Raw genomic sequence first — 12,214 nt, forward strand, 5'->3', positions numbered from 1 at the left:
GGAGACCCATGTGGGAGCAGGATCTGACAGGCACAGGAGACCCATGTGGGAGCAGGATCTGACAGGCAAAGGAGACCCATGTGGGAGCAGGGTCTGACAGGCATAGGAGACCCATGTGGTAGCAGGGTCTGACAGGCACAGGAGACCCATGTGGGAGGGGGGTCTGACAGGCACAGGAGACCCATGTGGGAGCAGGGTCTGACAGGCGCAGGAAATCCATGTGGGAGCGGGTTCTACCCGCGATGGGGCCCTCAGCCGCTATGACCCTCACAACCGGCCATACCCACACTGCAGCCCTGCGCACTGTCCAGCCAGGCAATCAGATCCTCACCCACCATCGGCCGCGCAATATAGAACCCCTGCGCCTCATCACACCCCCACTGCCTCACCAACGCCAGGGTCTGGTCATCCTCGATACCCTCGGCCACCACCCGATACCCCAAGCGCTGCGCCAGATCGATCAGCGTGCTCACCAACCGGCGGTCTTTCTCATCGGTGTAGATATTGCTCACCAACGACCGGTCCAGCTTCACCGTGGTCGCCGGCAATTCGCGCAGGTAGGTCCAGTTGCTGTACCCCGTGCCGAAATCATCGATGGCCACCTCCATGTCCAGTTCCCGCATGCGCTGCAGTTGGCGACGGACCTGCGCCGGGTTCTTGATCAACGCGCTCTCGGTGAATTCGATCTCCAGCATCGACGGGCAAACCCCATGGCGTTGCAAACCGGCAATGAGCTTGTCGGTGAAATCAGGGCTCTCCAGATCCGCCGGGCTGACGTTCATCGCCACCTTGAAGCGGTAGCCCCGATCGCGCCACACCTTCGCCTGGACCAAGGTAGCCTCCAGCACCCATAAACTCAGCGGCCGCATCAGCGCGGTTTTCTCCGCCAGCCGCACGAATTCGTCTGGCGCCACCGCGCCCAGTGTCGGGTGTACCCAACGCAGCAAGGCCTCTACCGACGAGCACTGGCCAGTGCCCAGGTTGATGCGCGGTTGAAACACCAGGCTCAACTGATCCGGCGCAGTCACTGCAAACGACAGGGCACTCAACAGCGTAAACGCCCGCTGCTGGTTGGTATCGAAACAACGCTCATACAACGACCAATCCAGTCCACAGGTGCGGGCATGATCGGCGGCGCTCACCACCAGGCGCACCCACTCGCGCCCTTGCAGGCTGTCGGTAAACAGCCGCAGCGCGCCCATCCCCAACTGAGCCTGAACGGGGATATCGTTGTGATGAACAGGGTTCTGGAAGCACTCCCGAATGCCCGCGAACAGCTCCTCCAGACAACACTCGTTGCCGACGATGAAGGCGAACCGGGTGATGCCGATCTTGTACAGCGCGCACTCGGCGCCGATCAGCTGATGCAGGCGTTGGCCCATGCACCCCACCAGCTCCAGCGAAAACGGATAGCCCAGCGCCTTGACGATGTCGTTGAGAAACAGCGGCGTCAGCATGTCGACCACCACCAGGGTGTTCTCACGGCCATGCACCAGTTGCTGGTGAATATCGTGTTCGAGGCGTACGCGGTTCGGCAGTTGGGTCGCCGGGTCGATGAAGGCGCTGGTGCGCAGCTCGTAAAGCCGGCTCACCACCATGTCGGCCAGCCGCGCGAGTTGGGCGGCCGCACGGGCCGACATGGGCGGACGCGGCACCGTGTCGATGACGCACAGGCTACCCAAGGCAAGGCCGTCCCTGGTCACCAAGGGGGCACCGGCGTAATAGCGAATGCCCGGCTCGCCGAGCACCAGCGAGTTCTCCGCAAAGCGCGCATCGAGCAGCGTATCCGGCACCTCGAGCATGCCTTCCGACAAGATGGTGTGCGCACAGAATGACACGTCGCGGGACGTGTCCGACGCCGCGATTCCCACCTTGGCCTGGAACCACTGCTGATTCTCTTCGAGAATCGAGATGATCGAAATCGGCGTCTCGAACAGGTCAGCCGCCAACCCGACGATATGATCCAGCACCTCGTCCGCCACCGAATCGCGATAGCACAGCGACTTCACCCGCTGCGCGCGCTGCTTCTCGTTATCCGGATAAGGGGCCGGGCAGTTGCTGATCATGATCTTTCACTCGATAAAATGACTTTGCCGCAGGCGCGTGTGGGTCAACCCGGCCTTTCAAACACCCGTCCGGGCAGCAGCGTGTTCCAACGGCAAGTGGTCCACCAACACAGTGCTCGCATTGCCTAGGCTAGCAGCCCCCAGCGGCAACACCGCATGCAACCGCCAGCAGTTTCGCCCCTCGGCCTTGGCCTGGTAAAGCGCCTGATCGGCAGCGCCTAGCAACGCATCGGCGGTCACCGTAGGCGCCAGCGCGCTGGCCACTCCGACGCTTATGGTGACACATTCGCCATCACCGAGCTTGGGGTGCGGTATGCGCAAGTTCCACACGGCATCACGCAAGTGCTCCGCCACCCTGGCGTTCCACTGCATATCGCCGCCCACCTTGAGCACCAGCAACTCCTCACCGCCAAAACGGAAAGACACGGCCCCGGCAGCTTCGGCCACCTGCCGCACGGCATCGCTGATGGATTTCAGGCAGCTGTCGCCCTGCATGTGGCCATAGCTGTCATTGAACATCTTGAAGTGGTCAACGTCGATCAAGATGGCGGTCACCCACAGCGGCTCGGCCTGCGCCTGCTCCCAGACCAGGCTGGTGACCTCACCCTGGTAGCGCCGATTGAACAGCTGGGTCAGCGGATCGATTCGCGCCATATCGAACAACTGCGCCTGCAGCAGCTTGCCCTTGAGCAGGAACAGATAGCTCATGCGCGTGCCGCGCTCCAGAAAGTACGACGCCATGAGCAACAGCAGCACGGTGGAGCTGTACAGCAGCGCATTGGCACGCCAGGTCACCGGATCCATGAACCCGGCCAGATGGGTGGTGATCAACAAGATGGCCAGCATCAACAACATCGACACCGTGGCGTGTACGAAAGGCAACTGCTGAATCATGGTGCAATACACCATCAGCAATAGCATCCCCAACTGATAGTGCAGCTGATAGGGGCTGTCGCTGTACATCATCACCACCAGTGGCATCAGCGACGCCATGATGGTGCCCGTGGCGGACAGTATCTCGATATGGCAGCGCGAGCTCAGCCGCCGGGCCAGCAGCAGAAAGCCGATGATCATCGGCGTGATCAAGCACAGCCGCCCCATCGCCACGTAGCCGAAAACGTCATGCAGGGACAGCCAATCGCTGAGGATGAACAGGTTGTACACCACCGCGCCGCTGATGCCGATGGACGTCAGAAACTGCAACCGACGCTGGCGCGTATCAGCCTGGTAGCGCGCCTCCAGCGCACCCTTGAAACGCAACCTGCGCACCCCGGAGGCGACTTCGTGCTCGATGTCGGCAAGGGTAGTGGCATCGGCGACAGTGCTGAGGTTGGCGGAGGTGAAGAGCATGTGACACCACGGATGAAGGAGGCAGTAATCCGACTCAGACAGTCGTGCTGATGACTAAGTGCCATCATCTGCCGGGAATTGCGGGAAAGATAGTGTTGGTCGTCGGAATGCCCGCGCGCACGCCCGCGACGACCCTTTGTGGAGGGCCCACCAGAGCCCCCTGTTGAAGGCCTACCCCAAGGCCCTATGTGGGAGCGGGTTCTACCCGCGATGAGGCCATCCGCAACACCCCACACTCCAAATTCAGCCCAGCCCCCCTGTGGGAGCGGGTTCTACCCGCGATGACGCCAGCCGCAACACCCCCCACTCCAAACTCGCCCCAACCCCCCTGTGGGAGCGGGTTCTACCCGCGATAGCGCCAGCCGCAACACCCCTCACCCCAACCCAAGCGCCTCGACCACATCCCTCGCCAGCACCACCTCAGCATACTCACTCCCCAATATCGCCAACGTCAGATCATGAACCGTCTCGGCATCCCACACAGTCCCATCCGCTGCCGTCACCGGCACCGCCGTCGTCGCATCCGAGGGAAGGATTATGTTGTACCCCAGCGCCTTACCCACCCGAACCGTGGCATCCATGCTGTTATGAATAACCACACCCGTCAGCACAAAGCGCGTCACCTGCATCTGCTTGAGCACGTCATCCAGCTCGGTACCGATGAACGCACAATTCTGCTGCTTGGTAACCACCGGCTCACCGTCCAAAGGCTCGACTTCCTGCTTGATGCCATTCCACGGACCATGGGTGTGATAGGTCGACGTGGGCGTAGGCTCATCGTGCTTTACATGAACCACCGGCCAGTCATTCGAGCGCCACAGTTGCAAAAGCCGCTGGATGGTTTCCAGGTAGCCGGGGTTGCTTTTGCCATTCCAGTTGGGTTGGTCGATAGCGTCCTGGACGTCGAGGATGATGAGGGGAATGGGGTTGGGGTGGTTGCTCATGGCGTGCCGCTTTGTTTGGAAAAGAATAGGTGCAGTGTGCTGGAAGTGAAGCTTTAACAGCAATGGATCACCCGGATAGGTGTCTTTTCCATCGATCTCGTCGACCACTCAGAATTGTTCACCAAGTCAGGGCAAGTCATATCGCCTGAGTCGTCGCAGGGGGACAGGAGGGGTAGCAGGAGCAGGAGGGCCCGGGAGCGTCCTTTCATGGTGTGACGTCCTTGTAAAAACGGCCAAGCCGAACAGGCTCAACCGCGCAACATCTCCCACGGCTCAACCCCCAAGGCCATCGCCAGACGTTCGACGTTGTAGAGCGTTACATTCTTCTCGCATCGTTCGAGCATGCCGATATACGTGCGATGCAGCCCAGCACGCTCCGCCAACGCTTCTTGGGATAGATCCCGCTCAAGGCGCAAACGCCGGAGATTCCCGGCAAATACGGATACGAGGGCGCAGTGTTGGGGCTTGATAGTCATGCTTGCCAATCTGCCGCTCTGCATACTATCGTTCGACATACTATGATTAGCATTCCGGTAGAGAGTGCTACGGGATGTCAGGTATTGCGTGCAGGGAGTAAGGTCATGACAAGGCGTCGTTTGACACACAGTGGAAGGCTGAAAGGGCGAGTCGAATTCAGACGGTCGAAGTCGCGGCGCGATGCCGCGGCGTGGGCAGCCGAGTGTGCCGAGTCCAGGGATCGAATGGTGGAGGGGATGCAGCGGTATCTAATGCAGGTATGGGACCGGCTGCCGACCGATCAGCTTCAGGCGCTGGGGTTCAGCGCTACGGATGAGGGATTGCGTGGTGAAGAGGGGCTGAGTTTTTTGGCTTATATGCTGATGGATTGTGCGAATTTGATGGCGGTGAGTGCTACGCAGCTTCGGCAGAGGCGGTTGTGGGAGGAGCTTGTTTAGGCTTGGATTGGGGTGACGGGGAGCCAGTCACATCAACCTGAATTGCACTGAGCATTGCCAATTCCATTTCGCTATTACCCAACCAAGGGCTGATACACGGGCATGGCATAGGCGTATTGGTCGTTGAAGACAACGCCCAGGTGGGCGCTTTTGCGATGCACTCACTGACGGACCTGGGCTATCGGCCGGTGCTCGCCGTCAATGGTCAGGAAGCGCTCGCGGAACTGGCTCGAGATGCCAGCTGATTCAAAGTAATGTTTTCGGATGTGGTGATGCCGGGGATGACCGGGATCGAACTGGCCCATGAAATCCGGCGGCGGTATGAAGGGTTGCCCGTGGTGCTGACGTCCGGATACAGCCACGTGCTGGCGGAGAAGGGGACCGATGGGTTTGAGCTGCTGCACAAGCCGTATTCGGTGGAGCAGTTGTCGCGGTTGTTGTGTGGGGCGGTGGGGGGGGGCGGAAGGGGCGATGTTTGAGATTTCCAACACAGTCAGTCATCCGCAGCATCTAGCTTGGCGTTCCGAGATTGCACCGCGCGTCTCGTCGCAATGCTGGCGGCTTCCATAAGCAACCAACTGATGGATTGAAGCTCCCGCTCACGGACAGACTCTGCGGTGGTTGTGTCCAGACCCAAGGCGTTCTGGTTGTCCAGTGAGAGATGGCGCCAACGGGCTAAGGCATGGCGACACATCCCTTCAAGTATCTCGGCTTTGGAGATGACATTCATGGTCGCATCCCGGCGCCCGGGAACACTGGAATCTACAAGTATGAGCGAGCGCCTAGATTTCGAAGTCGGCGAGTGGTGGTCCATTACCTTTCCTCTTCTTGGTTGAAGCCAGACTAAGCGGCTTGATCCGAGGATAGCACTTATATCCCGTTTTGGGATAATCCTGAATTGGGTTTACTTAGGGAGCCGAACCGTCAGGCGGCAAGCTCTCATGAAATCCATCCATACCGAACGATATGCCACATTGCTCGCAGCGCTCATCGAGTGCCGGAAAGCCCAAGGGTTGAATCAGACCGAGCTCGCGGAACGGGTCGGGCGGCCCCAGTCGTATATCTCCAAGATCGAGAATGCCGAGAGGCGACTGGATGTGATTGAGTTTGTGGAGTTGTGTGAGGCGATTGGGGTGGAGGCTTCGGAGCTTTTGCGCAAGTTGTGAGGGGGCTCCGGCTTTACAGGGGCTGGGTATGTCCGGATCGGTGACTGGAAGCCCCGCCGAAGCGGGGACTTCTTGCTAGCGTTGCGATTCCATATCTCGCAGTGAGTCTTCCACGAGAGACCGGCTGGTGTCGGTGAGCAGTGCCACGGCTTGGTTTAGGGCGCGGCAGACTTTCTGGTTGGCGTCGCCTGTTTCTGCGGCGAGCACGGCGGCGGTGTCCAGGAGTTGGCTGGCGCGTTGGAGGGCTTGGTAGGTGGTGATGCTGGTTGGGTGGTTCATGGTTGGGGGGTGTCCTTATATGAATAGTGGCAGCGGTTGGACGGGGGGCATGGGCGCCCAGGCCAGGTGCTGGATGACACGTTCGTATGTAGGACAGGCCGTCAAACCTGGTCACCAATGTGGCGTGACGTGGGGAGGATAGGAAGGGAAGACGAGGTGTGTCAAATGGGGAAATGTGTGGCTATGTTTGGTTTCCGCTGAGCTGTGGTGGATAGCTATTACGAGCCGGGGTAGTCTGAAAGGATTAGCTATCTTGTTGAAATATATGTGAAAAGTTCGGTTTGATATTTTATTGGAATACATTTTGGAATACCGAGTGACTGGATTTGAGCTCAGGGGGCCGTGGCGCTCCTTGTGGCTGATCTCGTGGTCTCTGCCGGTGGAGCGGTATTCAAACATCGGCGAGGTATAAGCCAGACTCAGCCTCCATCCTCACCAGGCTCTCAATGATTTGAGCGCGTTTCACGCCACGCGTCTCAGCTAGCGCATCAAGCTGAGCGATCACTGCTTTCGAGAGCATGACGTTGACCTGCTTCTTGTCTGCGGCGCGTTCGTCGAATTGCTTACGGCTCCATCGCTTCTTGATCTCTCGAATCATCGCCGCCCGTTCGTAACGGCCTACATCGGCCTGGTCGAAGAACATCAGCAGCTCTTGGTGGTTGCTGATTGGCGCTTGCCTGGATAGCGGGGACAGATGCTTCTTCTCAAGCCATTCCCAGGCGCAAACACAGCGCCTTTCGCTCTCCTTTTTATCGGCAAACCACTCGAACTCGATGTCCTTCGACTTGTGCCTACGCCAGTCCCGGTGAAGGTCATCGATCTGGGATGCCTTCTCAGCAATATCGACATCCCAAAGGTCGACCATGGCGATGAGGCGATCCCTGCCAGTGAGGTGGACTAGGTCGCGATGCAGGCGCAGGTTAGTCATCTGTTCGATCTCGCGGATCAGCCACCGGTGCTGCCGTTCATCCTCTTCGATCCAGTCCAGCTTTTCGTTTGGAAGTAGGAATCGGTCCTTCTGTCTAGGGATGCGGGACTGGAAGAACCTCTGGCTCCTCAGGGCCCTGGCTATCTCGTCACGCATGGTGAGGCCGTTGCAGGTACTGAGATCAAGCCTGGCTTCTTTGTAGTAGTAGAGGAACAGCCACAACCAGATGTCGTGGCGATGGTTTTGATGAGGCTCTTGGAGTAGCTCGCTCAGCCTGTCCGCATCCTTATTGCGTGTGCGATTGTTGATTTCCATGTCATCTCATCCGGTCTAGGCGGCTATAGGGGCAGAATCTAGGTGATTCTACATTGATTCTATGGATGTTCTAGATCGATTCTAGCTTATTTCTATGAGTATTCTACAGCGATTCTAGAATCATATTTTTTGGTTATCACCAAGTTTCATTGGGGTTTTATTGAGGTTATTGCTGACTACAGAGTCTTTTTTAGCTTCCCCTTGTGCAATAGGAGAGCTCAGGATAGGACGCGGCTACTGGAAGCATGGCTTTGCTATCCATGCTCAGGCGGGCGGAAGTGCATCTGGGGGAAACGGATCTGATGTACAAACTCAAGCCGGATGTTCTCCTGGGCGTGGCGTGAGTCCGGGCGGTTTCTGAGTGAGGTCGGGTAGTCACAAGGTGGGCTAGGGTCTGAGTCAGCGCTCGGGAGCAGAGCGCTGTACGTATGTACGTACACAGCTTGAAGGTGCACCGTAGGAGCGCCTGCGGATCAGTTCTTCAGTGTTTTTTTACCGGCTCTGCCAATCCTCTGAACGAATACGAGGAGCCCCGTTCATGAGGATCATCCGTCTGAAAGAAGTCATCGACTCGACCGGCCTTGCCCGATCGACCATCTACAAATACATCGCGGAAGGAACCTTCCCGAAACCGGTCTCGCTGGGCGACCGTTGCGTCGGCTGGGTCGATAGCGAGGTGCATGACTGGATCCTGGCCAGGATCGAGGAGCGTGACCAGGCTGAGGGAGGCGCTGCGCGCCCAATCGGCCATCTGAGTATGGCCAGCTAGCACTGCCATCTTCGCCATGACCGGCATTGGCCGGTCATGGCGCTTATGCCGCCGTTCAGTCCCTGACTGTTCGGCTCCGCATGGAAAGTCGTGGCAGTGTTGCTCCCGCCGCCCCGATAGCCTCAGTTCCGATATCTGGCTCAGGCCTCTTCGGCTTGATTTATTTCCGAAATCCGAACTCGGAAAAAATTGCCGCCATGGCGGGATGATTGAGGTGGCTTTGCCCAAGCTGGTCGGAGAAGTAAATTGCGGTGCGGGTATTATGCTTTTACTAGTTATTACCACCCGAAGGGTTCACGCCTAACGGAGTAGCAACCTTCACTGACCTACACAGGGAGTTGGGGGCTGAACCACTACCTGAAGGGCTAGCACTACAACGAATGCAGATAGATCAACCAACTGATCAGGCAAGCAAGGTAACGGTTAAAAAGTACACAGCAGGCACCGGTTATGAAACTCAACCAATGAGAGGTCATAACCATGCTCAACGATACCAATACCATCCAACGCTACCCACTCCGTCATCCTGCCAATACAAACCTCCATCTGCACTACGGGGAGACCTTTGAGGGCTTCCGCTTGATGGGCGACAAAGGGCCTTTCATTCGTGAGTACCTGTCTGATCTCAAGCACACTATCGGGCTGGCATTGGCTGAGTATCCGAGGGTCTTGGCCTTTAGAGTGGATCTCCGTTTGCCACTGGGCGTTGAGCTACCCGACTACACCTTTACGAATCAGGTCATCAGCCGGTTCTTCGAATCGTTTACGAAGAAGATCCAGTACCGCCAGGAGCGAGTGGCTGAGCGTGGCTACTCGCGTGGCTGCAAAGTACGGTATGTCTGGTCGAGAGAGATCGGTCAGGGAGGTCGGCAGCATTATCACCTGCTGATCCTGTTGAACCGCGATGCCTACTACACCATTGGGCGGCTGGGTTCAGACCGGGTGAACATGATCAGTCGTATAGAGGAGTCCTGGGCAGGTGCGCTGAGGTTACCGGTCGATCAGGTGAAAGGGCTGGTGCACATCCCGAAGGATGCTGAGTATCGAGTCGATCGTGAGATCCGCCGAGATGGGGTCGATGAGCTGCCCAAGCTGTTCTACCGAGCCAGCTACCTGTGTAAGAAAGCGACCAAGTCCTACGGGGATCGTCAGCGAGGATTCGGCACCAGCCGAGGGTAGTGGCTACCTACTGCGCAATAGCACCATGCCCATGGAATCCTGGCCTGCCAATGGTTTAGGCTACGGCCAGGAATCTAAGGCTGACATGAGCGCTGCGGGATGACGGAAAATGGAGAGCGCTGCCGACGGCATTATCAGTCGGTTGACGAACGCAATCACCCAGCGATCAGCAAGGGCTGCGCTCTTGATGAAAGTCTGCATCATTTCCTCGACCAGCGCCCGGCGGGCAAGAACCAGTCAGCACTTGAGCGTGCGCAAGGCCTGGCAGCGGCATTGTTTTGGTTTGATGCGGATGCGGTTGCTCAATCCGAACTCGCCAGCCTCGCACTCAGCAGGGTGCTGCATTTCGATCATGCAGTCAGCATCGATCTGCTGTTGCACCTCGCTAGCCATAATCCGGAAACCCTTCAGTGGGCGATTCGCTACTCGAAGCTATTTGAGCGAACAGAATCACCGCTCTGGCTTGCGCTGCGTGCGGCGCTCGCCGGGGATGAGTGGCAAGTTTTCTTCGGTGTCTGTGATCGCCTGCTTGATCGGCTCAGGCCTTTTGATGAGCTGATAGCCCTAGCTGAAAAACAGCTTAAGCACTTATCGCTGCTGGAGCTGTTTTCCTACCTCAGTGTTCTGGCCTATGAGGCCTTTGCGGAAGATGTGCCTGCTGATCGCTCCGGTCAGCAGTGGAAGGTTTACAACCGCATTATCTTGAACAAGCTCCGTGATTGCTCGGAAGAGGATTTTCGCCTGAGCGAGTCACTGCTCGGACAATCGCTGAAACGGCATCTGTCACCGATTATCTTTCCCGGATCCAGCAATTCTGACGTGGTGAGATGTCGTCAAAATCTCGAATCTTTAGCCCTTTTGATCGGGGCCACCCAAGAGCGGATCGACTACGAAGATTCCATCGACTGGTTCTGCTTCGATCCGGAATGCCGTTACCAGCTAAAACCGGGTGAGTCGGTGATCTACAGCCAGTCTGAGGCGGAAACAAAACGATGGCAGCGCACCGGGCGTAAGAGCGATCTGCTTTGGCACTACTGGGTGAATCGTGCCGTACAGGCATTCGTCGATTCCGACATGGCTGAACAAAGTATCGGTTCGCCTGAGAATCATGAGCTGAACCAGCTGGCCTATATCAAGGCGGTTCGCAGCAAGCTGCAGTTACAGCAGATCTACGGCTTGGGTGATCGAGTTTCGCTCGGTGATGGCTCGCAGGTTCAGCTACACCACTTGCTGCTGGCTAGCGAGCTGACCTCGGTTTTCTTTCAGAAAGAGTTTATCCAGCCATTCCAGAGTCACTTGCGCGAATCGGGCGTGCTTGCCCAGGCACTAGGGCGATTAGCCATGAATGGCATGCTTTCCGGTGAAAACCGGTTCCCGATGACTTGGTCAGAAGAGCAAGAAAAGATTCGCAGAATCACTGGCTGGACTGTCTGCGAAGAACACCCGAAAGGCAGCGCCGGTTCGGCCAAGGCAATTCTGACGTTCTGGACCAGCGACCTCAAGGCGCTATCACAGCAATTGAAGCAGCAGCCTCGCACGCCTGCGCCGCGCCTGTACGAGCAGCCTTTCTACAAAATCGGCCGTTACAGCTTTCAGTTTCCCTTGGTTGGTGCGAAGCAGAACAACCTGACGGCGGCCATCAATAAACTTCGGCGCGTGAATACCTGTCGGGCCGATATGCAGACAGAAACCCAGCGCGTAGAACTCGCGCTGGCCGAGAGCCTTAGGCAGCGAGGTTTTTCTGTTGAGGTGGGTTATCGGCCACTGGCTACCGAAGTGGACGATGCCGGTGAGGTGGATCTGATCTGCCACCAGGATGGCGTACTACTGCTCTTTGAGCTCAAGTCCGGGTATATCCGCTCGACAACCCATGAGGTTTGGCTGCATCGCACCAACACGTTACGCAAGGCTGCTTGGCAGTTAAGGCGTAAGCAGGTTGCGGTGCTCAGTGCGCTGATGGCTGATCAAGATCTGCGCGCCAGATTGGGCTATCACGGTCTGGAGCCTGAAACAGATATGCATGCCTGGATCGTCGACACGTCCATTGAGCTCGATGGCCAGTCAGTCGATGGCTTCAGGGTGGTGTGCCGTGAAGCGCTTGAGGTCATTTTGCGCGATGAGCAGCATCTGCTCAGGCCGTTAGACCCGCTTGATGAAGATGATCCACGCACATTGTTCCCTGGTGGGTTTACTGCTGACCGATTCGTTGACCTAGCCGAGTCAGGGGAACTGTGGCAAGACATTTGTTAGCGGCAGAGTCCGCCCTGGATTCAATGCCCTGTGGGTCCCGATATTCGTCTTGTA

The 12,214-nt window shown here is 57.6% G+C and carries 12 protein-coding genes; 5 read left to right on the top strand and 7 right to left on the bottom strand.

Annotated elements, in window-relative coordinates; all coding sequences use genetic code 11:
• Positions 1–251: 251 nt before the first annotated feature.
• The 4 genes from B3397_RS05045 to B3397_RS05060 form a co-directional block, all read right to left on the bottom strand.
• Entirely contained in the window at positions 252–2,066 is a 1,815-nt protein-coding gene (locus B3397_RS05045; RefSeq protein ID WP_296247835.1) for a putative bifunctional diguanylate cyclase/phosphodiesterase, read from the bottom strand.
• Positions 2,067–2,123: 57 nt separating this feature from the next.
• Positions 2,124–3,416 (bottom strand): GGDEF domain-containing protein, encoded by a 1,293-nt coding sequence (locus tag B3397_RS05050; RefSeq protein WP_296247837.1) that lies wholly within the window; start codon positions 3,414–3,416, stop codon positions 2,124–2,126.
• Between the two features lie 374 nt (positions 3,417–3,790).
• The gene (locus tag B3397_RS05055) at positions 3,791–4,360 is read right to left on the bottom strand and encodes an isochorismatase family protein (protein WP_296247997.1); all 570 of its coding nucleotides are present in this window, start codon (positions 4,358–4,360) and stop codon (positions 3,791–3,793) included.
• Between the two features lie 248 nt (positions 4,361–4,608).
• Positions 4,609–4,836, bottom strand: a complete 228-nt coding sequence (locus B3397_RS05060; protein WP_296247839.1) for a helix-turn-helix domain-containing protein — start codon at positions 4,834–4,836, stop codon at positions 4,609–4,611.
• A 692-nt stretch (positions 4,837–5,528) separates the two neighbouring features.
• Here B3397_RS05060 and B3397_RS05065 point away from each other — a divergent pair.
• Positions 5,529–5,753: a response regulator gene (locus B3397_RS05065; protein ID WP_296247841.1), complete on the top strand. Its 225-nt coding sequence runs from the start codon at positions 5,529–5,531 to the stop codon at positions 5,751–5,753.
• Positions 5,754–5,767: 14 nt separating this feature from the next.
• On the opposite strand, the gene B3397_RS05070 is transcribed toward B3397_RS05065, so the two are convergent.
• Positions 5,768–6,004 (bottom strand): hypothetical protein, encoded by a 237-nt coding sequence (locus B3397_RS05070; RefSeq protein WP_296247843.1) that lies wholly within the window; start codon positions 6,002–6,004, stop codon positions 5,768–5,770.
• A 211-nt stretch (positions 6,005–6,215) separates the two neighbouring features.
• On the opposite strand from B3397_RS05070, the gene B3397_RS05075 reads away from it, so the two are divergent.
• A complete protein-coding gene (locus B3397_RS05075; RefSeq protein WP_296247845.1) occupies positions 6,216–6,440 on the top strand; it encodes a helix-turn-helix domain-containing protein in 225 nt (74 codons plus the stop codon).
• A 75-nt stretch (positions 6,441–6,515) separates the two neighbouring features.
• Here B3397_RS05075 and B3397_RS05080 read toward each other — a convergent pair whose 3' ends face one another.
• Both B3397_RS05080 and B3397_RS05085 read right to left on the bottom strand, forming a co-directional pair.
• On the bottom strand, positions 6,516–6,719 hold the full coding sequence (locus tag B3397_RS05080) for a hypothetical protein (protein ID WP_296247847.1): 204 nt from the start codon (positions 6,717–6,719) through the stop codon (positions 6,516–6,518).
• 391 nt (positions 6,720–7,110) lie between these two features.
• Positions 7,111–7,962 carry a hypothetical protein gene (locus tag B3397_RS05085; protein WP_296247849.1) on the bottom strand — a complete coding sequence of 284 codons (852 nt, stop codon included), beginning with the start codon at positions 7,960–7,962 and terminating at the stop codon, positions 7,111–7,113.
• A 538-nt stretch (positions 7,963–8,500) separates the two neighbouring features.
• On the opposite strand from B3397_RS05085, the gene B3397_RS05090 reads away from it, so the two are divergent.
• The 3 genes from B3397_RS05090 to B3397_RS05100 all read left to right on the top strand — a co-directional run bounded on the left by B3397_RS05090 (position 8,501) and on the right by B3397_RS05100 (position 12,160).
• A complete protein-coding gene (locus B3397_RS05090; RefSeq protein ID WP_296247851.1) occupies positions 8,501–8,731 on the top strand; it encodes a helix-turn-helix transcriptional regulator in 231 nt (76 codons plus the stop codon).
• 480 nt (positions 8,732–9,211) lie between these two features.
• Positions 9,212–9,910: an inovirus Gp2 family protein gene (locus tag B3397_RS05095; RefSeq protein ID WP_296247853.1), complete on the top strand. Its 699-nt coding sequence runs from the start codon at positions 9,212–9,214 to the stop codon at positions 9,908–9,910.
• 99 nt (positions 9,911–10,009) lie between these two features.
• Positions 10,010–12,160: an NERD domain-containing protein gene (locus B3397_RS05100; RefSeq protein ID WP_296247855.1), complete on the top strand. Its 2,151-nt coding sequence runs from the start codon at positions 10,010–10,012 to the stop codon at positions 12,158–12,160.
• Positions 12,161–12,214: the final 54 nt, after the last annotated feature.

The organism is Pseudomonas sp. UBA4194, assembly GCF_002379585.1.
Classification (GTDB): Bacteria; Pseudomonadota; Gammaproteobacteria; order Pseudomonadales; family Pseudomonadaceae; genus Aquipseudomonas.

Excerpts from the sequence above, each read along its gene's own strand:
- B3397_RS05045 (WP_296247835.1), bottom strand. The coding sequence starts at position 2,066 with ATGATCAGCAACTGCCCGGCCCCTTATCCGGATAACGAGAAGCAGCGC.
- B3397_RS05050 (WP_296247837.1), bottom strand. The coding sequence starts at position 3,416 with ATGCTCTTCACCTCCGCCAACCTCAGCACTGTCGCCGATGCCACTACC.
- B3397_RS05055 (WP_296247997.1), bottom strand. The coding sequence starts at position 4,360 with ATGAGCAACCACCCCAACCCCATTCCCCTCATCATCCTCGACGTCCAG.
- B3397_RS05060 (WP_296247839.1), bottom strand. The coding sequence starts at position 4,836 with ATGACTATCAAGCCCCAACACTGCGCCCTCGTATCCGTATTTGCCGGG.
- B3397_RS05065 (WP_296247841.1), top strand. The coding sequence starts at position 5,529 with ATGTTTTCGGATGTGGTGATGCCGGGGATGACCGGGATCGAACTGGCC.
- B3397_RS05070 (WP_296247843.1), bottom strand. The coding sequence starts at position 6,004 with ATGAATGTCATCTCCAAAGCCGAGATACTTGAAGGGATGTGTCGCCAT.
- B3397_RS05075 (WP_296247845.1), top strand. The coding sequence starts at position 6,216 with ATGAAATCCATCCATACCGAACGATATGCCACATTGCTCGCAGCGCTC.
- B3397_RS05080 (WP_296247847.1), bottom strand. The coding sequence starts at position 6,719 with ATGAACCACCCAACCAGCATCACCACCTACCAAGCCCTCCAACGCGCC.
- B3397_RS05085 (WP_296247849.1), bottom strand. The coding sequence starts at position 7,962 with ATGGAAATCAACAATCGCACACGCAATAAGGATGCGGACAGGCTGAGC.
- B3397_RS05090 (WP_296247851.1), top strand. The coding sequence starts at position 8,501 with ATGAGGATCATCCGTCTGAAAGAAGTCATCGACTCGACCGGCCTTGCC.
- B3397_RS05095 (WP_296247853.1), top strand. The coding sequence starts at position 9,212 with ATGCTCAACGATACCAATACCATCCAACGCTACCCACTCCGTCATCCT.
- B3397_RS05100 (WP_296247855.1), top strand. The coding sequence starts at position 10,010 with ATGACGGAAAATGGAGAGCGCTGCCGACGGCATTATCAGTCGGTTGAC.